This window comes from Sphingobacterium sp. UT-1RO-CII-1, from assembly GCF_026711005.1.
Classification (GTDB): Bacteria; Bacteroidota; Bacteroidia; order Sphingobacteriales; family Sphingobacteriaceae; genus Sphingobacterium.
The window spans coordinates 52,031-75,060 of sequence record NZ_JAPPVJ010000009.1 but is presented as its reverse complement, the minus strand read 5'-3'; the positions used below and the strand labels follow the sequence as shown (position 1 = coordinate 75,060).

The following is a 23,030-nucleotide window of genomic DNA, read 5'->3' as shown; positions in this document are numbered from 1 at the left end:
TTATATTTTATTATACCTATCTAGAATAAACTTTAACTGCTCTGTCGGTGTCAGATTTGTATTATCTAATACAATAGCATCTGCGGCTTGCCTTAAAGGACTTTCTTCTCTCGTCGTATCTATATGGTCTCTATGTGCAAGATTAGCTCTAATCTCCTCTATCGTACTTATATCACCCTTAGATTGAAGTTCTTTAAACCTACGTTTAGCCCGAACTTCAGGGCTCGCTGTCATAAATATTTTCAGATCTGCATGAGGAAAAACGGTTGTCCCGACATCACGCCCATCTAAAACAACATTCCTTCTCCTACCAAGCTCCTGTTGTTGCGCAACCATAACCTCACGGACTTGCTTAATTGCACTCACCTCACTAACTTTATCAGAAACATACATTTTCCTAATTTCTAAAGATACATCTTCTCCATTTAATAAGATATGTGTAGTTTCTCCATTAGGGACAAAATCAATTTTAATATGCGTTAAAGCCTCTCTCACGGCAGACTCATCAAAAAAATCAACCTTATTTCTCAAAAAGTACAAAGTCACGGCCCTATACATTGCGCCTGTATCTATAAATGCAAAGTTTAACTCTTTAGCCAGCGCCTTTGCAACAGTGCTTTTTCCACAAGAGGAAAAACCATCAATAGCAATTATATAATTAGACTCTTTCACTATTTATTACCTCCAATAATAACTCCAGGTTTATCAACCAAAGGAACTTTTACAAAATTATCATCAACAATACTTTCGGGTAAAAAAATATATTTTTTATCATAAATAACGTCCTCAATATAATAACTAAGCAAATATTCGTTTGTCAAACCAAATACCGCAGTATCAATTGCTTCTATTTTAATAGCTTTTTTTGCGTCCACATCACCTATAAAGTGTCTAAGTGTTGTTGTTTTCACCTCTATACCGTCTTTATAACCATATCCTTTTGATGAAATAAAGACAGTTTTTAAAGGAGAGTCCTTCTCGTTAACTAAGTACACATGCCATAATTTACTCTCTGGGGTTTCGTCTTGTAAAACTACAGCTATAGACACATCCTCAACCGTATTATCTGGCAAATCTTTAATCATGTTATTTCTTTGCTTTTGTGGAACTTTTTTTAGTTGCGTTTTTTTTAACAGTTACTTTTTTAGTTGCAGCTTTAGGTTTAGCCTTCGGATCTGCTTCAGCCCATTTTAAAACATCTTCGTATGTTATTGAATCTATATCCGTACCTTTAGGTATTTTCAGATTTTGTTTACCAAAGCGTACAAAAGGTCCCCAACGTCCATTTTCAATCCGAGCTTCCTCATTTTCTTCAAATACACGGATGATCTTTTCTATATCTTTTTGTCGTTTTTCTTTTATAATCTCTATTGCCTGTTCTTCAGTCACATCCATTGGGTCCATCCCTTTTGGAATAGAATAAAACGAACTAGCGTGGCGAATATATGGTCCGAAACGTCCTATAGCTACAGTCATCTCTTTCTCTTCAAAATCACCAACTTTTTTTGGCAATTTAAACAGCTCCATAGCTTCTTCAAATGTAATAGTTTCGATCATCTGCCCTTTCCTTAGAGAGGCAAACCTAGGTTTTTCTTCGTCGTCAGCAGTGCCTATTTGTACCAGAGGACCAAATCTACCTACACGTACACTTACAGGTTTTCCTGTTACAGGATCTGTCCCCAACTGACGTTCATTTGTCGCACGTTCTGCATTTTCTAAAGTATCTTGAATGACATCATGAAAAGGTCCATAAAAGTCTTTCAACATAGTTGTCCACTCTTTGCCGCCTTGCGCGATATCGTCAAATTCTTTTTCTACTTTAGCCGTAAAATGATAATCGATTACATCTTTAAAATGTTCAACTAAAAAATCATTCACCAATACTCCAATGTCTGTAGGAAATATCTTTGAACGTTCAGCTCCTGTTATTTCCGTCTTTTGACCCTCGATGACCTGTCCATTTTCAATTTGAAGCACACGATATAATCTCTCTTTTCCATCTCTATCCTCCTTAACAACGTAGCCTCTATTTTGTATTGTTGAAATAGTTGGAGCGTAGGTTGATGGCCGTCCGATCCCCAACTCCTCAAGCTTTTTAACCAAAGATGCCTCAGTGAAACGGGCTGGAGGTCGTGAAAAACGCTCTGTTGCAGACATTGATTTAAGTTGTAGTGCTTGCTCTTTTTCTAAAGCGGGTAACAAGGCATTATCACTATCATCGTCAATCTTACTATCTGCGTCCTCATCTGTAGACTCCATATAAACTTTCAAAAAGCCGTCAAACTTCATCACTTCACCTGTCGCTACTAAATGCTCTTCACGTGTCGATATACCTATCTTAGCAGTTGTTTTTTCAAACTCAGCTTCGCTCATTTGTGAAGCGATAGCTCTTTTCCATATCAGTTCATATAGTCTTCTTTCGGAGTTATCTCCATCTACACTATGTGCTGAGAAATATGTTGGTCTAATCGCTTCGTGTGCTTCTTGCGCTCCGGCAGCTTTTGTTTTATAACGTCTTTGTTTATGGTACTTTTCCCCATATGCTTTTTCTATTTCTTCTTGGGCAGCAAATATTGCGGTGTCACTCAAGTTCACGGAGTCTGTACGCATATACGTTATTAGCCCCGCTTCATATAAACGTTGCGCTACCTGCATCGTTCGAGCAACAGAAAAACCTAATTTACGACTTGCCTCTTGCTGTAAAGTTGATGTTGTAAATGGTGCCGCTGGAGTACGCTTTGCAGGTCGTTTTTCTAATGAATTAACCTGATATGCAGCTTCAATACAATCTTTAAGAAACTGCTCAGCGTCTTCCTTTTTGTCAAATCTTTGAGGAAGCTCCGCCTTAAACTGCTCTTTAGCTTTACCTGTTATAAACTGCGCCACCACTTTAAATGCAGCGTCCGCCTCAAACCTATTATATTCACGCTCGCGTTCAACAATTAATCGTACAGCAACTGACTGTACCCTACCTGCTGATAACGAGGGTTTAACTTTGCGCCATAAAACCGGAGATAATTCAAAGCCGACCAATCTATCTAATACACGACGAGCTTGTTGTGCATTTACCAAGTTATAATTTATTTTCCTAGGTTCCTCAATAGCCTTTAATATAGCTGGCTTTGTAATTTCGTGAAAAACAATACGTTTTGTCTTATCCTCTTTTAACCCCAACGTTTCATACAAATGCCACGAAATAGCTTCTCCTTCACGATCCTCATCGGAAGCTAACCAAACCATCTCGGCATTTTTAGCTAATTTTTTCAATTCACTCACCACTGCCTTCTTATCTGAAGGCACTTCATATTTTTGTTCAAAATTATTTTCAGTATCAATAGCATCGTCAGTTTTGACCAAGTCTCGAATGTGGCCATAACTAGATTTAACCAAAAAATCTTTACCTAAATAACCCTCTATCGTCTTTGCCTTCGCAGGAGACTCCACTATTAGTAAATTTTTCGCCATTTAAAAATGATTGATTTCTGCAAATAAAGCTATTTATAAATGGAATGGCAATTAAAATCATTACTTCTCCTTAAAAAAAGCTAAAATTATTCAAATATTATACAATAAACGCAATATCCAACAAATAGAATACTGCGAAAATAACCGATGCAACACCGTTAGTTGTCATAAAAGCTCTATCAACACGACTTAAATCTGTAGGGGAAACTATACGGTGTTGATAGATAAGTAAAAAACCGTAAAATATAACACCTATATAATAAAGCCAACCAACTGTCATGTAGAAGGCAGGTAGCAAAATAAACAGGAAAGAAAGGACATGCAAACCTTCCGATATATGTAATGCTGTCTTACCTCCAAAAAAAGCAGGGATTGAACTTAACCCGTGCTCCCGGTCAAAGTCCATATCTTGCAGAGCGTAAATAATGTCAAATCCACCTGACCAACACATTACGGCTATACCGTAAAACACAGGGACAATATGAAAACTATTTGTCACCACTAAATAAGCTCCTATAGGAGCTAGCCCCAATCCTACACCCAATACCAAATGGCATAAAGGTGTAAATCTTTTTGTATAACTGTAAAAAAGAACCACAAAAAGTGCTACAGGAGATAGATAGAAACACAAATTATTGATAAAGAACGTTGCCAGTATAAATATAAAGCAATTGACTACTGTAAATAAAAGAGCGTGTCTTGCAGATATTTTACCTGCAGGTATGTCACGAATAGCAGTCCGAGGATTCAATGCATCAATATCCCTATCCAAGTACCTATTAAAAGCCATAGCCGCATTTCTTGCCGCTACCATACAAACTAACATCAGTAAAAACTTAGTCAGAGAAAATGTATGATCTGTCGTTTGAACTGCTAGAAAAAAACCAATAAATGCAAAAGGAAGTGCAAACACGCTATGCGCAAAAAGCACTAAAGACATATATTTTTTCATTACTAATTTTCTAAAACTGGACGAACAAAACCAGTATTGATCTCATGAATAGTTTCTAAAATCATATCTGTCCCTGATTTAAGTTCAGAAGAAGTTAAATACATTGGAGGAACCTCTTCAAACCATTTAAGTAATGCTTTCCTAAATTTAGCCATATTTTGATCAGACTTAACTATCGATTGCTTATCTGATTTGGTAAAAATCAATATGAAAGGTAATCCCTGTTCTCCTAACCAACAGCAAAAATCTACATCTATTTTCTGAGGTTCATGCCTACTGTCAATCAGAACAAAGATACATTGCAGATTATGACGTTTCGTTAAATATTGTTTAATAAATTTTGCCCAGTCTCCCCTATTTTTCTTAGATGTTTGCGCATAACCATAACCGGGCAAATCTACCAAATACCAATTATCATTAATTATAAAATGGTTTATAAGCTGTGTTTTCCCTGGCTTTTGAGAAGTTTTCGCTAGCCCCTTTTTATTCGTCATTGCATTAATCAACGATGATTTACCGACATTAGAACGTCCTATAAAAGCGTATTCAGGAAGAGTAGCTGCCGGAAGCAAATCTACTTTAGTATTACTGCATACAAATTCTGCTGATTTTATAATCATACGCAAAGGTAAATAATTCTGTCAGCTTAAAGCAATTCTTTTTACTCAAGCATCTTTACTATTCTCTACTCAAACAACCCAATCCATTAACTTTTTCATTAGTTTTTTTTGCAACTTAAGATCTATGTATCAACACAAAAAATAAATAATGTAACGAAAAACATTTTGAGCATACTAATGTAATTGATTTAAGGTTAAAAAAGTAACTTTGTGTGAGTTTTACTTATTTTATGAGAAACCACAAGTAACGACAGACTGACATTTAATATAGCAACACTTTAAAAACGTTAATACCAACTTATTGCATGCTTGATATTCGAAATATTTCAAAACAATACGGACAATACTACGCTCTAAATGATGTATCACTTCATATACCTAGAGGCAGTATTTTTGGATTACTGGGTCCAAATGGAGCAGGAAAGACTTCCCTGATCCGTATTATTAATCAAATAACAGCTCCTGATACCGGAGTTATTTACCTTGGGGGCGAACCGTTACGTTCCAACCATATTGAAAACATTGGATACCTACCCGAAGAACGTGGTCTTTATAAGAAAATGAAGATAGGCGAACAAATGCTGTATTTAGCCCAATTGAAAGGGCTAAGAAAACAAGATGCATTGCAGAAAATAAAAGCTTGGTTTATAAAATTACAGATTGAAAGTTGGTGGGATAAAAAAATAGAAGACCTTAGCAAAGGAATGCAACAGAAAGTTCAGTTCATAGCTACAGTTATACATGAACCTGAACTGATTATACTTGACGAGCCTTTTTCAGGATTTGACCCCGTAAATGCACAAATAATACAGGAAGAAATTTTAGAGCTCAATAAAAAAGGAGCTACAATTATTTACTCAACACACCGTATGGAATCAGTAGAAACCCTGTGCGACCACATTGCTCTATTAAATAAATCTAAAAAAATATTAGATGGATCAGTAAGAGAAATTAAAAACGCCTACAAATCACAATCCTACAAAATAAAACTTGCTCAAGTTGACAAGTCTTCCAGCCCCATTCTAACTAATTCAAAGTTTGACATTAGCTCATTCACAAACTTCACGGACGATTATGAACTGATCATAAAGCTAAAAGAAGACAGCACATTAAATCAAGCATTACTAGAAATTATTCCTCAAGCGAAAATTACACATGTTTCTGAAATAATACCTTCAATGCATGATATTTTCATTGAAAAAGTAACGCAAATTAAAAACGAAAAAAACTAAGATATATGAACAAAATATTTCTAATTATCCAGCGAGAATATCTTAGTCGTGTACGAAAAAGATCGTTTATTCTAACCACATTTCTTGTCCCTCTATTCTTTATAGGTATGTATGCAGGTGTCTTTTTTTTAACAAAAAAAAGTTTTGAAGACACTTTTGCACACGTTTATGTCATTGATCAGGAAGGTAGCATAATTTCACAACTAGTCAGTAATAAAAACATCACCTACGAACAGGCTACAGGCTCTTTAGATAAAGAAAAAGAATCTTTACAAAAAAGAGAAAAAAACAGCTATCTATTAATTATTCCATCTGATTTTTACAGTTCTAAAGATATTGAAATACTATCTGCCGGCAAACCAAATATTAGCACACAATCAGAAATAAAAAACCAATTGGCAGAACTCATTCGTAACCAAGCATATGAACGACTTGGTTTAAATGCTGAAAGCATTCGCGAAATTGATGACAAAATAAATATCTCAGCAAAAGAGATATCAGAGACAGGAGAGGCTAAAGAGAGTCACACCGAAATTGCTATGGGCATTTCTATGGCCTTAGCTGTACTTATATACCTATCTTTATTTTTATATGGCGCTCAAGTTATGCGTGGCATCATTGAAGAAAAAGTAAGCAGAATTGTCGAAGTGATTATTTCATCTGTAAAACCTTTCCAGTTAATGATGGGTAAAATACTTGGAATAGGGTTAGTTGGGTTAACGCAATTTCTACTTTGGATAACACTAACATTAGTGTTAACTACGGCTGCCACAACTTTTTTAGTAGATCAGCAAGAGATCACTTCTCAACTAGCACAAAACTCACAATCATTAGGTGATGAAACTATTAAAGCTTCTACATCAGATATTAACCCAACAAAATTTTTAGAGTCGATAGAGATCACCAAACTACTTGTCTGCTTTTTTATATTTTTCCTTGGTGGATATTTTCTTTACAGCGCATTATTTGCAGCTGTAGGTTCAGCGGTAGATAGTGAGACCGAGGCCTCTCAATTCACCATGCCCATCACTATGCCCCTCCTCCTAGCCTATATACTTTCTTTTGGTGTATTGGTTAATGATCCACATGGCGCTGTTGCAACATGGCTGAGCTTTATTCCACTGACCTCTCCCATTGCTATGCTTGTTCGCATTCCTTTTGGTGTCCCAACTTGGCAAATTGTCATATCCGTTGTATTATTGATTGCAGGCTTCTTATTAACCACATGGGCAGCATCAAGAATATACCGAGTAGGCATATTAATGTATGGAAAAAAAGCTAGTTTAAAAGAGCTAATAAAATGGTTTAAATACAAAAATTAATTTCAAAAAAGTACTCGCAGATAACATTTAAACTTTGGCTTATTTTTTGTTTTCATAAAAAGAGGATAACTTTGACTATAATTTCGTAAATAAAATGACTTCTACACACAAAACAGCAAACACGATAGCGAGAAAAGGAAAGCTAAAAAAAGTAATTGCATGGTTAGTACTTGTTTTGCTCGTAGTAACTACTGGTTACGTATATTATCAATATTACTTTGTATTTGGGGAAGGTGTAAAGTCGGGCTACCTTAACTACGCTGTAAAAAAAGGAAATATTTTTAAAACATATGAAGGCAAATTAATACAGGAGGGATTCGGAAGTACAAAAATCGGGACTGGACTTTCTAGCAATCAGTTTGAATTTTCTGTAGAAAATGATTCTATCTTTAGATTGTTAGAACTAAATAGTGGAAAGTTTTTCGACCTGCATTACAAAGAATACCACGGGGCTTTACCTTGGCGAGGAAATACACGCTATATTGTTGACCAAGTAGTAAATATGAAATAAGCTTTAATAACAAACAATAAAGGGTGAGGATTTTATAGTCCTCGCCCTTTATTAAAATAGTGATAATATACTAAAGCAACATCCTATATAGAGTCACTATATACGTGTCTAATCTCTTCCCGTAAATTATAACGAGAAGCCATCACTTCACCATAAGCTCCAGCAGTACGAATTGCTATTAAATCTCCACGTTTTGAAATAGGTAAAGAAACTTCTTTTCCAAAACTATCCGAGCTCTCACAAATAGGTCCTACAACATCATAATTAAGTTTCACCCCTTCTTCATTCTCATCCGATACACGCTCTATCTTATGATAAGCTTGATACAAAGCAGGTCGCATTAATTCAGTCATACCAGCATCCAAAATTAGAAAATGTTTCTTTACACCACTTTTTGTATACAAAACACGACTAACTAAATTACCACACTGTGCGACTAAGGATCTACCCAATTCAAAATGCACCTCTTGCCTTGGAGTCCGTTCTAAAAAGCGATCGAAAACATCAAAATATGCCTCAAAATCAGGTATTGAGTTTACATCTGGATTGTGATAATCAACCCCTAAACCACCTCCTACATTCAATACTTTAATAACAGTACCACGTTCTTCAAACCAGTTTTTCCATTCGTTCACCTTAACGCACAAACTCTTGAACACATTTAAATCTGTAATCTGCGAACCGATATGAAAATGCAAGCCAACAAGTTCAATGTTTTTCAGCTCCCGTATTGCTGTAGCTGCCTTCTCCAATTCAGATGTCGGAACACCAAACTTATTCTCATCCAAACCAGTAGTAATATAATGATGAGTCTGCGCATCCACATTTGGATTTATCCTTAATGACACCCGTGCAGTATGGCCAAGCCTCCCCGCAAGCTCATCAATAACCTCCATCTCTTGGATAGACTCTACATTAAAAGCAAAAATTTGATATTCTAATGCTGTTGTTATTTCCTTATCTGTCTTGCCCACCCCAGCGAAAGTAATGGTAGAGGCTGGAAACCCTGTGGCAATTGCTTCTGAAACCTCATTCCCGCTAACACAATCCGCACCAAAACCTTTGCTCTGTATTAATGAGAGTATTCTTTTATTAAAATTCGCTTTCAAAGCATAATGAACATGAAAGCCATGTTTATCTGCTGCATTTTTAGCTTTATCCAATGTTTTTTCCAATAAAGCCATATCATAATAATAAAAAGGTGTCTCTAACCCCTTTATGCTATTTATTTGTTGATTATCAAACAACATCTAATATATAATTAAAATAATCTATTGTGTATAGAACGTAAAGCTTCTACTTTATGATCTGTATCAACCAAGATGGACACGTTATAATCAGAACCTCCATAAGAAATCATGCGTAAAGGCAAGTGTTTAACAGCATCTAGTACACGTGCGGCATAACCATGCATATTAGCACTGAAATCCCCTACTACACAAACTATCGTTTGATTATAATCTATACTGACTCTCCCAAAATCTTCCACCTCTTTAATAATGTCTTCTAAATGCTTAGTATCATCTACGGTCAACGATACAGCTACTTCAGAAGTAGTAATCATATCAATAGGCGTTTTGTAGCGCTCAAAGATTTCGAATATTTTTCTCAAGAAACCATAAGCTAATAACATTCTAGAAGAATGAATGTGTATAGCAGTAATACCATCTTTGGCAGCGATAGCTCTTATTTGTCCCTTATCCCCTCCCTCTTTACTGATTAACGTACCATGCGCATTTGGGTCTAGCGTATTTAATAAGCGTACAGGCACATTATATTTTTGAGCAGGAAAAACGCTTTGAGGATGTAATATTTTCGCTCCGAAATAAGCCAATTCGGCAGCTTCATCAAAACTTAAATTTGCAATAGGCGTTGTATTATTAACTATCCTCGGATCATTATTATGCATACCATCAATATCAGTCCATATTTGCACCTCTTCAGCTTGAATAGCTGCACCTACTAACGATGCCGTGTAATCAGATCCACCCCGACGCAAATTATCGATTTCTCCGAAAGAATTTCTACAAATATACCCTTGAGTAATAAATAGCATATTATTTGGATATTCATCCAACAGCTCCGACAACATCTCCTTTATATAACTCACGATAGGTTCATTATCTTCATCGATTTTCATAAAGTCCAAAGCCGGCAATAGCACGGAAGGCACACCTATTTCTTCAAGATGATAATGAAATAAAGCTGTAGAGAGCAATTCTCCTTGTGCTAGAACAGCTCGTTCTTCCGTCGTAGTAAACAGCTCATTTCCTAATGATGTGATGTAATTAAAATGATAATCAATCAGATTTTTTCCCTTTTGCAGACCATCAGCTGTACTAAACAATTCTGCTATCAATCCCTCATACTTTTCCTTATGCTCCTTTATCAACTTAATAGCTTCATCTTTCAGTCCTGCTGTAAACGCCTGACCAATTTCCACCAATACATTTGTCGTTCCTGCCACTGCAGATAAAACAACAATCTGACGTTCTTTTGGATCTACTATATCCAGTAGTCCTTTGATACGTGGGGCACTACCAACAGAAGTGCCACCAAATTTTAAAATTTTCATACTATGAATAATGTTGATAAAGGTTTCGTACAAAATTTTATTACACAAGTAACCTAACTCTGTCGAATGTTGTAAAAGTAATTATTTGCTTAGTCATTCTAAAAAAAACACACCTTAAACATTGGTCTTTTATATAAAAAATGCGGCACAATAGCTTTTCCTAGCTTTTGTGCCGCATATTTATATCATGCGGAAGATTTATTTCTTCAACGTTTCAATTAATAAAGTGGCTAGTTCAATACCGATACGTTCCTGAGCCTCATCTGTTGCAGCACCGATATGAGGTGTCAATGATATCTTTGGATGCTGTAGAATTTCTTGTCGTGGAGTAGGTTCATTTTCGAATACATCTAGACCCGCAAAAGCAACTTTACCACTATCCAAAGCTTTTATCAACTCCAGCTCATCAATAACCCCACCTCTAGAAGCATTAACAAGCCCAACACCATCCTTTAAAAGCTCAAACTCACGTTTACCAATTGCTGGTTTATCTAAAAATGGCACATGCAAGGAAATAAAGTCAGATTGCTTTAAAACATCCTCAAAACTAAGTTGCTTGACAGGCAACTCAGCAACAACACCTCCACTAAAACTCACCTCTAAAGTTTTAGGCCCTTCAAACAGATCTGTATAAATCACGTCCATGCCTAAACCCAATGCGACTTGTGCAGTGGCTCTACCGATCCTTCCAAAACCAATAACACCGAGAGTTTTACCTCTTAACTCTATACCCTTAGCATAACTTTTCTTTAATCCTCCAAAGTTAGATGCTCCTTCTACTGGCATTTTTCGATTCGAATCATAAACAAAACGCACAGCATTTAAAAGATGAGAGAAAACCAGTTCCGCTACCGAAAGTGAGGAGGCAGCAGGTGTATTAATAACAGCTACACCTTTAGATCTTGCGTAATCAACATCGATATTATCCATTCCTACTCCCCCCCTACCTATAGCTTTCAAATTAGGACAGCTATCTATTAAAGCCTGCCTAACTTTTGTTGCACTACGCACTGTTATCGCATCATATTCTTTCAACTTTTGTTCTAAATCTTCTTGCGGTATGTGAACCGTATCCACTACAAATCCCGCTTCTTCGAGCATTCTCTTTCCAACTGCATCTATACCGTCATTCGCTAATATTTTCATATGTATATAATCTATTTTATCTAGAATATAGAATACTTATAAGCGATTGTGCTTCGCTATACATAAGTACTGTATACGCAATCCGATCATTATTTATCGAGCTTACAAGCTCTAAATTTATCCTTTAAATTCTTGATCCATATCCACTCACAATCCGCATGATTTCATTACCATGGATATACATACGTCATCAAAATTTACTTATTATTCTCTTCAAACTCTTTCATAGCGTCTATCAACGCATTGATAGATATCATCGTTAAGGCATTGTAAACAGAAGCTCTAAACCCGCCAACAGATCTATGCCCTTTTATGCCAATTAAACCGCGCTCTTTAGCTAATTGCAAAAACTCTGCTTCCTTCTCTGGTGTATCCATTACAAACGTAACGTTCATGCGCGAACGATCCTCTAATTCAGCAGTTCCCCTGAAAAATGAATTCCTATCAATCTCATCATACAACGCCCTAGCTTTTATAATATTCTCTTGTTCTATGACACCTACTCCTCCCTTAGCTTTTAACCAACGTAAATTAAGCATAGATACAAAAATAGAATATACTGGAGGAGTGTTATACATAGATCCGGCTTTTGCATGTTGACCAAAATCAAAAATACTAGGCAAAACCCTCCCTGACTTCCCTAACAAGGAATTTTTAATTATCACTAACGTTAGACCTGCAGGCCCTAAATTCTTCTGTGCACCAGCATAAATCAAATCATAATCACTGACATTAATAACTCGGCTAAAAATATCAGAAGACATATCCACTACCAAAGGCAAATTTGTTTTTGGTGTATCAAACACTTCCGTTCCATAAATTGTATTATTGGAAGTATAGTGTAAATATGCAGCATCTTCAGGAACCCTATAATTCTTTGGAATATATGTGTAATTTTTATCTTTAGATGAAGCCACAATATCCACCTGACCTAAAACAGCAGCTTCTTTCGCTGCTTTTGATGCCCATACGCCGGTATCAAGATACGCAGCCTTCCCCCCCTCTGGCATAAGATTCATTGGAATCATTGCAAACTGCTGACTTGCTCCTCCTTGTAAAAACAACACTGAATAATCCTCGGGAACATTTAAGAGCTCACGCACTAAAGCCTCAGCTTCAGTTACTACCTCCTCAAATTCTTTGGAACGGTGCGATATTTCAAGAATAGATAACCCTGTGTTGTTAAAGTCTATGACTGCCTCAGAAGCTTCTTGAAAAACCTCCTTTGGAAGAATGCACGGTCCTGCCCCAAAATTATGTTTCATGATAATATAAAGTATCTGTAAATTAAGTATAAATCAACATTTAACGTGTCCTAGCTAAATGAGAAACAAAAGTAATATTTTTTTCAAATTTATCACAATATTCATCATTTTATTACAAAAAATAAAAACATAACATTATTCTGATAAAAATATAAAATACAACACAAACCCCTGATAATTCCGAAAAACACAAATAGGCAATTGAATTAAAATAAAAAAACACTATTACAATTCTCAGCAAACGAAAAGACACACGTCGTCAATTCGCACAATTTTAACTGGCTTAAAATACAAATTTGACCAAAAAAAATCGTAACTTCGCATGCTATACACATACAGATGAATGTCTGTATAAGATAGTTTTATCGAAACCAACTTAATATGGCTGAAGAAACAGAAAACGAAAACAATCTAGTACCTGCTAACGACAGGATAATTCCTATTAACATTGAGGACCAAATGAAGTCAGCGTACATTGATTATTCAATGTCGGTGATTGTATCTCGAGCTCTTCCCGATGCTAGGGACGGAATGAAGCCGGTTCATAGACGAGTTCTTTATGGTATGCTAGACCTAGGAGTTACGAGTGGAAAGCCTTACAAGAAGTCTGCTCGTATTGTGGGGGACGTATTAGGTAAATACCACCCACACGGTGACACCTCGGTTTACGATGCAATGGTTCGTTTAGCTCAAGATTGGAGCATGCGTTACCCTCTGGTGGATGGTCAAGGTAACTACGGTTCTATTGACGGAGACCCACCAGCAGCGATGCGTTATACAGAAGCTCGCTTAAAAAAAATAGCAGAAGACATATTAATAGATATCAATAAAGACACAGTTGATTTTCAAAACAACTTTGATGACTCTATGCAAGAGCCGACTGTACTCCCAACTCGCATACCAAATCTATTGGTAAACGGAGCGTCAGGGATTGCTGTTGGTATGGCGACAAACATGGCGCCACATAACCTATCTGAAGTAGTTGATGGAATAGTCGCCTATATTGATAACCGTGATATCGAAATATCGGAACTTATGCAACATGTAAAAGGACCGGATTTCCCAACAGGAGCTATTATCTACGGGTATAATGGCGTAAAAGACGCTTTTGAAACAGGTAGAGGTCGAATTGTCATGCGTGCTAAAGCAGAAATTGAGAGCTTGAAAAATGGTAGAGAATGTATTATCGTTACCGAAATTCCTTACCAGGTAAACAAAGCTAACATGATTGAGCGTACGGCTGAATTAGTCAATGAGAAAAAAATCGAAGGCATATCATCTATCCGTGACGAATCTGACCGTGATGGATTCAGGATTGTATACGATATTAAAAGAGAAGCAAATGCCAATGTTGTCTTAAACAACCTTTATAAATACACAGCGCTACAAACCTCATTCTCTGTTAATAACATTGCACTCGTCAAAGGTCGCCCAATGCTCATGAACTTAAAGGATATGATCCATGAGTTTGTTGAACACAGACACGATGTAGTTATTCGCCGTACTAAATTTGAATTAGCAGAAGCTGAAAAAAGAGCACATATTCTTGAAGGCTATCTAATTGCTCTTGATCATTTAGATGAAGTCATAAAACTTATCAGGGCTTCAGAGACTCCGGAAGATGCACGTATTGGCTTAATGGAACGTTTTGCACTATCTGACCTACAGGCCCGTGCCATTCTAGACATGACACTTCGTCGTCTAACAGGTCTTGAACGTGATAAAATCAAAGAGGAGTATGACGAACTAATGAAAACCATCGAATACTTACAACAAGTTCTTGCAGATGAGAACCTTCGAATGGAAATCATCAAAACAGAGCTTGGAGAAGTAAAAGAGAAATACGGAGACGAGCGTCGATCAGTTATAGTCCATTCTGCTGAAGATATGCGCATGGAAGATTTTATCGATGACGAAGAAATCGTTATTACCATATCTCATAATAGCTACGTTAAACGCACTCCGTTAACAGAATATAAACGCCAAGGTCGCGGGGGTAAAGGAGCTATTGGTTCTACAACGCGCGATGAAGACTTTACAGAGCATATTATAACTGCATCTGCCCATAATTATTTATTATTATTTACAGATAAGGGAAGATGTTTCTGGTTACGTGCATTTGAAATTCCTGAAGGTAGTCGCACTTCTAGAGGTCGAGCATTACAGAATATTATAAATGTTCCGAAAGAAGAAAAAATAAAAGCTTTCATTAAAGTCACTAACCTAAAAGATCAAGAATACTTAGAGAACAACTTCATTATTATGTGTACTAAGAAAGGTACTATAAAGAAAACTTCTCTTGAAGCTTATTCAAGACCACGAGCTAACGGTATTAATGCTATCAACATTAACGAAGGTGATGAACTATTAGAAGCAACATTAACAACAGGAAGTAGTGAAATCGTTATGGCATTACGTTCCGGTCGTGCTATTCGTTTTAATGAATCTACTGTACGTCCTATGGGAAGAACAGCAACAGGTGTTAGAGGAATTACTTTAGCACATGAGCGAGACGAAGTGGTAGGTATGATTGCTGTAGACTCAAATGACACCACAGTTCTTGTTGTTTCAGAAAAAGGTTATGGAAAACGTACGGATATAGAAGACTACCGCGTAACCAATAGAGGTGGAAAAGGTGTAAAAACAATCAGCGTAACCGATAAAACCGGCGAGCTAGTATCCATCAAAGGAGTTACGGACAATGATGATCTTATGATAATCAATAAATCAGGGATAGTGATTCGTATAGGTGCCGACACACTTCGAGTAATGGGTCGTGCTACACAAGGTGTTCGCTTAATCACGTTAAATGATAGTGACGAAATAGCCTCCATCACTAAGGTAGACCGTGAGGAAGAGGAAGAAGAAGGTATAGATACAGAAGCTGTCGACTCGAACTCAGAAGATAGCGAAAGTGATAAAGACGAAGAGTAAATTTAATCTGTTTCAATATGAGAATACTTTTTTTAGGAATACTGTTGTTTGTTACTCATTTGACATTTGCGCAATCAAATTATAAAGAGAGTAGCAATAACTTTGCGCTGTATTCTAAAACGGGTGATCTTAAGTCACTAGAGAATGCCAAAAAGTTTATTGATGCGTCTTATAAAACGCGTCGTGACTCTACAAGCAGCAAAGTAAATATACTCCGCGCCATGATTTACAGTACGATAGCTTATGCAGACTCAACAAACACTATTAAAAGTGATGTCGAACCTTTAGATGCTACGTATAGAGCGCTAGGAAAACTTAACACAAGAGAACAAGGCAACAATGCTGCAGAAGTAAAATATGTCAAACAAAACTTAGCAGCGGCTCACCTATATCGAGCAAATAAAGCTTTGCAAAAAAAAGACTATGGTATAGCGTATGATAATTATACCAAAGTCAAAAACTTAGCGTTAAATAATTATGACGTAGTGTATAACTTGGCACTTCTTGCTGTAGAATCTGAAAAATATGGTGTTGCAATAGAATATTACAGACAACTTTTAAGCAGGCCCAATGCTACAGCAGATCAGTATTTAGAACTTGCCGAAGTTTATAAGAAAACAGATAATCCGCAAGAAGTTCTTAATACATTGAATAATGCGCGAAGTAAATTTCCTACGAACAAAACTATTTTGATGCATTTAATACAGGTATATGCTCAGGATCAAAATTATGCAGCAATAGCTCCAATTATTGATGAAGCTATTAAATTTGAACCTGAAAATATTGAGTTAAATTATTTAGCTGGCTATGCGCACGAAGCCGTTGGTAATACAGCAGTTGCAAGAACATATTATCAACAAGTATTAAAGTTAAATCAGAATAATTACGAAGCTAACTTAGCTTTAGGTCTGCTTTATCTACAGAGCTTCCTAAACGATGAAGACGATATCGAAGCCGAGTATTATGCGCAAAATTTGTTATTAAAAGCAAACGAAATCCGTCCTTACGACGTTAATACTTTAAAGTCTCTTTCATTGTACTATGAAAAGACAGAGGATTTAGCACAATTAGACCGTGTTAAACTTTTATTGAATCAACTATCAAATAATTAGAAATGAACTTTAAACAAGCAATTCTATTTTCTTTATTTATTGCTGCAGGAGCATCAAGCTATGGTCAAACCAGTAACTTAAGAAAAGCAAAAAGCAGCTTACAAAAATTCGAAGAGTTGAAAGGTGCAGGATCAGCTGCCCTAGGGAAAAACAACCTAGAAAGTGCAAAGGAGGCTATTGACCTAGCTATTGAGCATGACAAAACTAAAAATGATGCTGAAACTTGGACAATCTATGCATTGGTCAATGCTAACATAGCTACTTTAGACAATACTGCCGAGGCTGCAGCAAACGCAAGTGAAGGTATAGAAAAAGCAAAAAAATTAGATAAAGACAATAAACATGCGGAGAATTTACAGGTAGCCGAGCAAGTTTTAGGGCAGTTTAGCTTTAATGAAGGTGTTGCTGCATGGGAAAAGCAAGACTTTGTAAGCGCCTATACCTCATTTGACAAAGCTCTAACATATTTGCCTGGCGATACAACTTTAACGTACTATGCTGGTTTAGCTGCCATACAGAATCAAGATTACAAAAATGCAATTGATAAGTATAAAGAACTAATCCCCGTAAAAGAATTCTCTGGACATAAATCAGTTCTGGTAGATTTACCTAAGTTATATTTATCATCGAAAGATACCACAAGTGCATTAACTTATGCAGGAACTGCAGCTGAAGCATATCCACAAGATAATGACGCTGTTATACAGAACATAGAATTGAATTTAATAGCTGGGAACGAAAGTCAAGTTATTTCTCAAATTGAAAAACAGATTGCTGCTGATGGTAATAATAAAACGCTGTATTATTACTTAGGAATTGCACAATCTGCTTCAAATAACACGGATAAAGCTATTGAAGCTTATAAAAAGGCTGTTTCAATAGACCCTAACTATTCCGATGCTAATAGAAATGCTGCTGCTACAATCATTAATCAAGTGCGTGACAACCTAGCTGTTCTTAATGATGATAAATCGTTATCAAATGACGATTATCAAGCAAAGGTGAACTTGCTTAAAGAGGATATAAAAGATGCTCTACCATACCTAGAAAAAGTTGTAGAATTAAACCCAACAGATCAAGAAGCTTTAAGAAGTCTCAAAGGTTATTATGACTTCCAACAAGACGAAGCGAAATCAACAGAATTACAAAGTCGTATAGATGCTTTGTAAAAGATTAAAGAGAATTATCTTCTTAATAAAAAAGCCGTAGTAATATATTACTACGGCTTTTTTATATCAAACATCTAGAAAACACTTAACTATTAAATAGCAGGCTATACCTCGGCATATCCATTTTCCAAACTTACTGTAGGCTTCTCGGAAGTAGAAATTCTTTCCCATGTCATGTAAGAATTCACTTCAACTCCATTCGATAATATTGGCTCTGTAGATTTCAAATACATTATATCTCCTTCAAAATTCACTCTTTTGTGTTGTGTTTTATCTCCCTCATTCAAAGACCGTGGATCTTCAATATTATAAGTAACTATTGCATTCTTCAAATCAACTGTATATTTAGCGCAGAAAGCACTATAATTAGTCTTGTCTTTCATTATTTCTCTTCTCGTCTCCTTGCTATCTTTAAAAAGCTGGTTCTTTTCCTTTGCAATCTGTAAAGACATATACCCGTCTGGAGAATGTGTTAAAAGACCACACGGACTTTTTCCCATAGGAAACATTGAATCCTCTCCAATAATTGGCACTTCTATATATGATAGCAACTTCCAACTTCCAACCAATTCATCTTTTAATGATGTCATATGTACAATTTCTATTCTATTCCTTTTATTTAAATTAACGTAAGAGTTGAACATATAGTTTCAGTCAAAATATAAATGATGTGAATTTGACAAAAAAACTTTAATACATTTGTTTTCTCCACAGGATATTTACGGGGAATTCATGAAGTGCATCAAATATATTATTGTAAAAACGCTTTTTTTATTTACATGACAAACAACCTACCAAAAGAATGTCCATGTGGCTCTGGAAAAAAATACACAAACTGCTGTGGAATAGTTCACAACGATATTAAAAATGCTATCTCTCCTGAGCAACTTATGCGTGCCCGTTACACTGCCTTTTGTCTACATAATATTGATTTTTTATATAATACTTATCACCCAAGTATACGCTCCTACCAGTCAAAAAATGCCATCAGGGATTGGGCTTTAGAAAATAAATGGGTTAAACTTGAAATTATCGATAATTCCAAGTCAGATGTTGAATTTAAAGCTTACTATTTAGATACTAATCACTCTTTAAATATTCACCATGAAAAATCGTTCTTCAAGCAGTCGAGAGAATCATGGTATTACCTTAAAGGTATAGTAAAATAATGCCGAATATATTTTTTTATAAAATTTTCGAATATTATTCTTACCTTTGCACTTCCCCAAGTGTGGGAAATACAATTTTAATTAACAAATTTATTAAAAATGCAACAGTACGAATCTGTGATCATTCTTACCCCGTTGCTTTCTGATGAAGCTGCTAAAGAAACTATCGAAAAGTTCAAAAGCATCCTTGCAGAAGGCGGAGCCGAAATTGTCGCTGAAGACAATTGGGGTTTGAGAAAATTAGCGTATCCAATCCAGAAAAAATCAACTGGATTTTATCACTTAACTGAATTCAAGGCTCCAGGTGAATTAATTCAAAAATTAGAACTTGAATACAAACGTGACGAGCGTGTTATGCGTTTCTTAACAATTGCATTAGATAAACATGCAATTGCATATAACGAGAAAAAACGTAGCGGTGCATTCAACAAAAAAGCGGCAACTAAAACTGAGGAGGTAGCAAACTAATGGCAAAAGATAATATCCAGTACGTAACCGCCCCTAAAGTAGAGGACAACCGTAAAAAATACTGCCGTTTCAAAAAGAACGGAATTAAGTATATCGATTACAAAGACGCAAACTTCTTATTGAAATTTGTAAATGACCAAGGGAAAATTTTACCACGTCGACTAACAGGTACATCTTTAAAATTCCAACGTAAAGTGGCACAAGCTGTTAAGCGTGCTCGTATTATTGGACTTTTACCTTACCTAACTGATTCATTAAAATAAGGAGAATACGACATGGAAGTTATATTAAAACAAGACATTAAGCACCTTGGCGAAAAAGATGATATCGTGGTTGTAAAGCCAGGTTACGGTCGTAACTACTTAATCCCTCAAGGGGTTGCAATTTTAGCGACATCATCCGCGAAGAAGGTTTTAGCTGAGAATATTAAACAAGCTCAGTTCAAACAAGAGAAAATCAAAAAAGACGCGACTGAATTAGCGACTAAATTAGAAAATGTTAAACTTTCTATCGGTGCTAAAGCAGGAGAGACAGGAAAAATCTTTGGTAAAGTAAACAGCATCCAAATAGCTGAAGCTTTAAAAGCTCAAGGTTTTGACGTAGATCGCCGTCGTATTACTTTCGAAACAGAACCAAAAGTTCTAGGCGAATATATTGCTAACCTGAACTTACACAAAGAGGTAAAAGTTCAAGTTCCTTTTGAAGTAATAGCTGAATAATTTATTATTCAACAATCGAATTAAAAAAGCTGTATCAATTATGTTTGATACAGCTTTTTTAATGCATAAGTAGGAAATTTTTCATTAAAATTATTGTTCCTCAGTTTCGAACCACTCTGTTCACTATAATTACCACTTTTTTTAATACACTATGAATAAAGGATTGATAGCATTAGCTTTTGGTGGCTTAGCAATAGGGATGACAGAATTTACTATGATGGGGATCTTACCCGACATAGCAGCAGACTTAAAAATAGATATCCCTATGGCCAGTAACCTAATTGCTTTATATGCTTTAGGTGTCGTTGTTGGTGCACCAACCTTGGTTGCTTTCACAGCAAAAGCCTCCCCCAGAAAGGTGCTACTTTTACTCATGTTATTATTTTTTATATTTAATGGTCTCTTTGCTATAGCTCCTAATAAACTATCTTTATTTGTCTCCCGTTTTATCTCTGGTCTACCTCATGGTGCTTTCTTTGGCGTAGGCTCCGTAGTGGCAGCACGTCTCGCAAAACCAGGAAAGGAAGCTCAAGCTATATCCATAATGTTTACAGGTATGACTATAGCTAATCTAGCGGGCGTACCTTTAGGAACTTATATCGGACACCATTACTCATGGCGAATTACCTATGCAGTAATCAGCATATTGGGACTTCTCACTTTTATCACCCTATATGTATGGATGCCCAATATGACCACCAATAATGACAGTAATATTAAACAACAAATCAAATATTTTAAACGTTGGGATGCTTGGTTAATGGTTGCTGTCATATCCATCGGAACAGGAGGGCTATTTGCATGGATTTCATACATTGCTCCTCTAGTCACAAACGTTTCTGGCCTAAATCCAGACCGAGTACCCGTTATTATGATTCTTATTGGATTCGGAATGTTTTTTGGCAACATTATTGGAGGAAAAATGGCCGATAAATTTTCTCCATCTAAAGCTGCTATAACAAGCTTTGCTTCAATGTCCATATGTTTAGTAATAGTTTTTTTTACTGCACATATAGAATCTTTTGCGTACCCTATGGCCTTTATTACCGGAATGATTTCTTTTACAATAGGCCCATCTTTACAAATGATGCTTATTAATAACGCAAAAGGCGCTGCGACTTTTGCGGCTTCTGCCGGACAAGCAAGTTTTAATATAGGCAATACATTAGGGGCTTATTTAGGTGCAATTCCTATTACTTTGGGCTATGCCTATAATTATCCCTCTTTAATTGGTGTCTTTATGGCTAGTATTGGAGCAGTTTTAGCTTACCTATTTCTAATAAAAGTCGTGAGGCCGCAGATGAACTTATAACCCCCTATTCTTCAACTCCCAGGCTACCACCAACTTACTCACCATAGAGTATCGTGTCATACCTTCAGGCTGGTTATTATGTGTAAGATATCTCGTATAAAACAGGTTGGTTAAAGTATTAAACCAACTTGTATAACTTTTCCAAAAATCACGCTCATACTGCATGTCTTCTATAACTTTTGGTGATAGCTTTGCTAGAAAAGAGTTATACTTTTCTCTATCTTCACTGTACAATGGCCTTAACAAGTACTGCATAATTTCATAATTAACAGCATAGCGATACCAAGTATTGGAATGATCCCGCAGCTTTAAAAAAGCAATAAAATTACACTCGTCTTCAAAACCTATCCCCATTTGGTGCCCTAACTCATGAACAACTGTAAAAGGATAGGCTACGAGCGGGATTTTCTTGTTCACCTGCACTTCCTGTGTAAAAGGATTGAAGTATCCCGTTACGGTAAAAAAAGAAACTATTTCGCTAGACAGAGGTGATTTCACTTTTACCTGGGTTTTAGATAAGATTCCCTTTAAGACCTTATCATTTAACATATCAATACTTAAATCTAAGTCAGCTCGTTCGCGGAGTAAGGTATCTAAATCAAGCTTCTCACGCAAACTATTTGTCTGCTCTATATATTTATCCAAAACCAAAATATAATCTGACTTGCTTATGTTATCTACCTGTAACTCCATCTGTACTGACAAAGGTTGTCTATAATAATTTAAGCCCCAGCTGATATAGAACAAAACATAAAGACCTAGCCCCAAGTTTACTAATTTCAATAAGATACTTGCGGCCTTGCGTCCATTCTTTTTCAATAAGTTGATAAAAAGAAGTGCTCCTAATATTAGGTAAAAAACAATTGTTACGAGATAAAACACATCCCCCACACTAAAAGGCACCCATTGAAACAAAAATTTAAAAAAATGAGATAAGAATGGATAAAAAGCTCTACTATAATAGTTTTCTATTATAAAAGAATAACTTTTTATGATAGAAAGCCCCCAAACAAGAAGCAACAGTATAAATAAAATGACAACCTGCTTTCTCATTTTATC

22 protein-coding genes are annotated in these 23,030 nt (G+C 36.0%); 11 read left to right on the top strand and 11 right to left on the bottom strand.

The annotated features are described in order from the left end of the window. The 5 genes from cmk to yihA all read right to left on the bottom strand — a co-directional run bounded on the left by cmk (position 1) and on the right by yihA (position 5,037). The gene (gene cmk / locus ORI89_RS17115; RefSeq protein ID WP_442800896.1) at positions 1 to 675 is read right to left on the bottom strand and encodes a (d)CMP kinase; all 675 of its coding nucleotides are present in this window, start codon (positions 673 to 675) and stop codon (positions 1 to 3) included. Beyond that, positions 672 to 1,085 (bottom strand): hypothetical protein, encoded by a 414-nt coding sequence (locus ORI89_RS17110; RefSeq protein ID WP_268231736.1) that lies wholly within the window; start codon positions 1,083 to 1,085, stop codon positions 672 to 674. Before ORI89_RS17110 ends, cmk begins: the two co-directional genes overlap by 4 nt. Before the next feature lies 1 nt (position 1,086). Next, positions 1,087 to 3,465 (bottom strand): type I DNA topoisomerase, encoded by a 2,379-nt coding sequence (gene topA / locus ORI89_RS17105; RefSeq protein WP_268231735.1) that lies wholly within the window; start codon positions 3,463 to 3,465, stop codon positions 1,087 to 1,089. 97 nt (positions 3,466 to 3,562) lie between these two features. Further along, positions 3,563 to 4,417, bottom strand: coding sequence for a UbiA-like polyprenyltransferase (locus ORI89_RS17100; protein WP_268231734.1), 855 nt, complete (start codon positions 4,415 to 4,417; stop codon positions 3,563 to 3,565). A gap of 2 nt (positions 4,418 to 4,419) precedes the next feature. Continuing rightward, positions 4,420 to 5,037: a ribosome biogenesis GTP-binding protein YihA/YsxC gene (yihA, locus tag ORI89_RS17095; protein ID WP_268231812.1), complete on the bottom strand. Its 618-nt coding sequence runs from the start codon at positions 5,035 to 5,037 to the stop codon at positions 4,420 to 4,422. A gap of 305 nt (positions 5,038 to 5,342) precedes the next feature. Between yihA and ORI89_RS17090 the strand changes: the two genes are divergently transcribed. From ORI89_RS17090 to ORI89_RS17080, 3 genes are all read left to right on the top strand, one after another. After that, on the top strand, positions 5,343 to 6,269 hold the full coding sequence (locus ORI89_RS17090; protein ID WP_268231733.1) for an ABC transporter ATP-binding protein: 927 nt from the start codon (positions 5,343 to 5,345) through the stop codon (positions 6,267 to 6,269). A gap of 5 nt (positions 6,270 to 6,274) precedes the next feature. Further along, positions 6,275 to 7,591: an ABC transporter permease gene (locus ORI89_RS17085; RefSeq protein ID WP_268231732.1), complete on the top strand. Its 1,317-nt coding sequence runs from the start codon at positions 6,275 to 6,277 to the stop codon at positions 7,589 to 7,591. A gap of 94 nt (positions 7,592 to 7,685) precedes the next feature. Beyond that, a complete protein-coding gene (locus ORI89_RS17080) occupies positions 7,686 to 8,102 on the top strand; it encodes a hypothetical protein (RefSeq protein ID WP_268231731.1) in 417 nt (138 codons plus the stop codon). 83 nt (positions 8,103 to 8,185) lie between these two features. Here ORI89_RS17080 and lysA read toward each other — a convergent pair whose 3' ends face one another. The 4 genes from lysA to serC form a co-directional block, all read right to left on the bottom strand. Continuing rightward, positions 8,186 to 9,349, bottom strand: a complete 1,164-nt coding sequence (gene lysA / locus ORI89_RS17075; RefSeq protein WP_268231811.1) for a diaminopimelate decarboxylase — start codon at positions 9,347 to 9,349, stop codon at positions 8,186 to 8,188. Between the two features lie 14 nt (positions 9,350 to 9,363). Next, on the bottom strand, positions 9,364 to 10,677 hold the full coding sequence (locus ORI89_RS17070) for an aspartate kinase (RefSeq protein WP_268231730.1): 1,314 nt from the start codon (positions 10,675 to 10,677) through the stop codon (positions 9,364 to 9,366). Between the two features lie 198 nt (positions 10,678 to 10,875). After that, positions 10,876 to 11,823 carry a D-2-hydroxyacid dehydrogenase gene (locus ORI89_RS17065; protein WP_268231729.1) on the bottom strand — a complete coding sequence of 316 codons (948 nt, stop codon included), beginning with the start codon at positions 11,821 to 11,823 and terminating at the stop codon, positions 10,876 to 10,878. Positions 11,824 to 12,020: 197 nt separating this feature from the next. Further along, a complete protein-coding gene (serC, locus tag ORI89_RS17060; protein ID WP_268231728.1) occupies positions 12,021 to 13,088 on the bottom strand; it encodes a 3-phosphoserine/phosphohydroxythreonine transaminase in 1,068 nt (355 codons plus the stop codon). A gap of 381 nt (positions 13,089 to 13,469) precedes the next feature. Between serC and gyrA the strand changes: the two genes are divergently transcribed. Genes gyrA through ORI89_RS17045 form a run of 3 tightly spaced genes read left to right on the top strand, consistent with a single transcriptional unit; the run spans position 13,470 to position 18,303 of the window. After that, the gene (gene gyrA, locus ORI89_RS17055; RefSeq protein ID WP_268231727.1) at positions 13,470 to 16,022 is read left to right on the top strand and encodes a DNA gyrase subunit A; all 2,553 of its coding nucleotides are present in this window, start codon (positions 13,470 to 13,472) and stop codon (positions 16,020 to 16,022) included. A 17-nt stretch (positions 16,023 to 16,039) separates the two neighbouring features. Then, positions 16,040 to 17,134, top strand: coding sequence for a tetratricopeptide repeat protein (locus ORI89_RS17050; protein ID WP_268231726.1), 1,095 nt, complete (start codon positions 16,040 to 16,042; stop codon positions 17,132 to 17,134). Between the two features lie 2 nt (positions 17,135 to 17,136). After that, positions 17,137 to 18,303 carry a tetratricopeptide repeat protein gene (locus ORI89_RS17045; protein WP_268231725.1) on the top strand — a complete coding sequence of 389 codons (1,167 nt, stop codon included), beginning with the start codon at positions 17,137 to 17,139 and terminating at the stop codon, positions 18,301 to 18,303. Positions 18,304 to 18,407: 104 nt separating this feature from the next. Here the strand turns inward: ORI89_RS17045 and ORI89_RS17040 are convergent, their stop codons facing one another. Beyond that, on the bottom strand, positions 18,408 to 18,893 hold the full coding sequence (locus ORI89_RS17040; RefSeq protein ID WP_268231724.1) for a lipocalin-like domain-containing protein: 486 nt from the start codon (positions 18,891 to 18,893) through the stop codon (positions 18,408 to 18,410). Positions 18,894 to 19,082: 189 nt separating this feature from the next. On the opposite strand from ORI89_RS17040, the gene ORI89_RS17035 reads away from it, so the two are divergent. From ORI89_RS17035 to ORI89_RS17015, 5 genes are all read left to right on the top strand, one after another. Further along, positions 19,083 to 19,472, top strand: coding sequence for a YchJ family protein (locus tag ORI89_RS17035; RefSeq protein ID WP_268231723.1), 390 nt, complete (start codon positions 19,083 to 19,085; stop codon positions 19,470 to 19,472). 99 nt (positions 19,473 to 19,571) lie between these two features. Continuing rightward, positions 19,572 to 19,940 (top strand): 30S ribosomal protein S6, encoded by a 369-nt coding sequence (gene rpsF / locus ORI89_RS17030; protein WP_268231722.1) that lies wholly within the window; start codon positions 19,572 to 19,574, stop codon positions 19,938 to 19,940. Next, entirely contained in the window at positions 19,940 to 20,203 is a 264-nt protein-coding gene (gene rpsR / locus ORI89_RS17025; protein WP_268231721.1) for a 30S ribosomal protein S18, read from the top strand. Before rpsF ends, rpsR begins: the two co-directional genes overlap by 1 nt. A 12-nt stretch (positions 20,204 to 20,215) precedes the next feature. Next, complete coding sequence (gene rplI, locus ORI89_RS17020) at positions 20,216 to 20,659, top strand: 50S ribosomal protein L9 (protein WP_268231720.1); 444 nt, start codon at positions 20,216 to 20,218, stop codon at positions 20,657 to 20,659. 151 nt (positions 20,660 to 20,810) lie between these two features. Then, complete coding sequence (locus tag ORI89_RS17015) at positions 20,811 to 21,971, top strand: MFS transporter (RefSeq protein ID WP_268231719.1); 1,161 nt, start codon at positions 20,811 to 20,813, stop codon at positions 21,969 to 21,971. Here the strand turns inward: ORI89_RS17015 and ORI89_RS17010 are convergent. Continuing rightward, complete coding sequence (locus tag ORI89_RS17010; RefSeq protein WP_268231718.1) at positions 21,966 to 23,024, bottom strand: DUF3810 domain-containing protein; 1,059 nt, start codon at positions 23,022 to 23,024, stop codon at positions 21,966 to 21,968. The genes ORI89_RS17015 and ORI89_RS17010 overlap by 6 nt on opposite strands. Positions 23,025 to 23,030 lie beyond the last annotated feature (6 nt).

Coding starts and splice junctions, on each gene's coding strand:
- serC (WP_268231728.1), bottom strand. CDS start 13,088: ATGAAACATAATTTTGGGGCAGGACCGTGCATTCTTCCAAAGGAGGTT.
- ORI89_RS17010 (WP_268231718.1), bottom strand. CDS start 23,024: ATGAGAAAGCAGGTTGTCATTTTATTTATACTGTTGCTTCTTGTTTGG.
- ORI89_RS17050 (WP_268231726.1), top strand. CDS start 16,040: ATGAGAATACTTTTTTTAGGAATACTGTTGTTTGTTACTCATTTGACA.
- rpsR (WP_268231721.1), top strand. CDS start 19,940: ATGGCAAAAGATAATATCCAGTACGTAACCGCCCCTAAAGTAGAGGAC.
- ORI89_RS17015 (WP_268231719.1), top strand. CDS start 20,811: ATGAATAAAGGATTGATAGCATTAGCTTTTGGTGGCTTAGCAATAGGG.
- ORI89_RS17070 (WP_268231730.1), bottom strand. CDS start 10,677: ATGAAAATTTTAAAATTTGGTGGCACTTCTGTTGGTAGTGCCCCACGT.
- ORI89_RS17065 (WP_268231729.1), bottom strand. CDS start 11,823: ATGAAAATATTAGCGAATGACGGTATAGATGCAGTTGGAAAGAGAATG.
- ORI89_RS17045 (WP_268231725.1), top strand. CDS start 17,137: ATGAACTTTAAACAAGCAATTCTATTTTCTTTATTTATTGCTGCAGGA.
- rplI (WP_268231720.1), top strand. CDS start 20,216: ATGGAAGTTATATTAAAACAAGACATTAAGCACCTTGGCGAAAAAGAT.
- yihA (WP_268231812.1), bottom strand. CDS start 5,037: ATGATTATAAAATCAGCAGAATTTGTATGCAGTAATACTAAAGTAGAT.
- ORI89_RS17110 (WP_268231736.1), bottom strand. CDS start 1,085: ATGATTAAAGATTTGCCAGATAATACGGTTGAGGATGTGTCTATAGCT.
- ORI89_RS17040 (WP_268231724.1), bottom strand. CDS start 18,893: ATGACATCATTAAAAGATGAATTGGTTGGAAGTTGGAAGTTGCTATCA.
- rpsF (WP_268231722.1), top strand. CDS start 19,572: ATGCAACAGTACGAATCTGTGATCATTCTTACCCCGTTGCTTTCTGAT.
- ORI89_RS17080 (WP_268231731.1), top strand. CDS start 7,686: ATGACTTCTACACACAAAACAGCAAACACGATAGCGAGAAAAGGAAAG.
- ORI89_RS17085 (WP_268231732.1), top strand. CDS start 6,275: ATGAACAAAATATTTCTAATTATCCAGCGAGAATATCTTAGTCGTGTA.
- ORI89_RS17035 (WP_268231723.1), top strand. CDS start 19,083: ATGACAAACAACCTACCAAAAGAATGTCCATGTGGCTCTGGAAAAAAA.
- gyrA (WP_268231727.1), top strand. CDS start 13,470: ATGGCTGAAGAAACAGAAAACGAAAACAATCTAGTACCTGCTAACGAC.
- ORI89_RS17100 (WP_268231734.1), bottom strand. CDS start 4,417: ATGAAAAAATATATGTCTTTAGTGCTTTTTGCGCATAGCGTGTTTGCA.
- topA (WP_268231735.1), bottom strand. CDS start 3,465: ATGGCGAAAAATTTACTAATAGTGGAGTCTCCTGCGAAGGCAAAGACG.
- ORI89_RS17090 (WP_268231733.1), top strand. CDS start 5,343: ATGCTTGATATTCGAAATATTTCAAAACAATACGGACAATACTACGCT.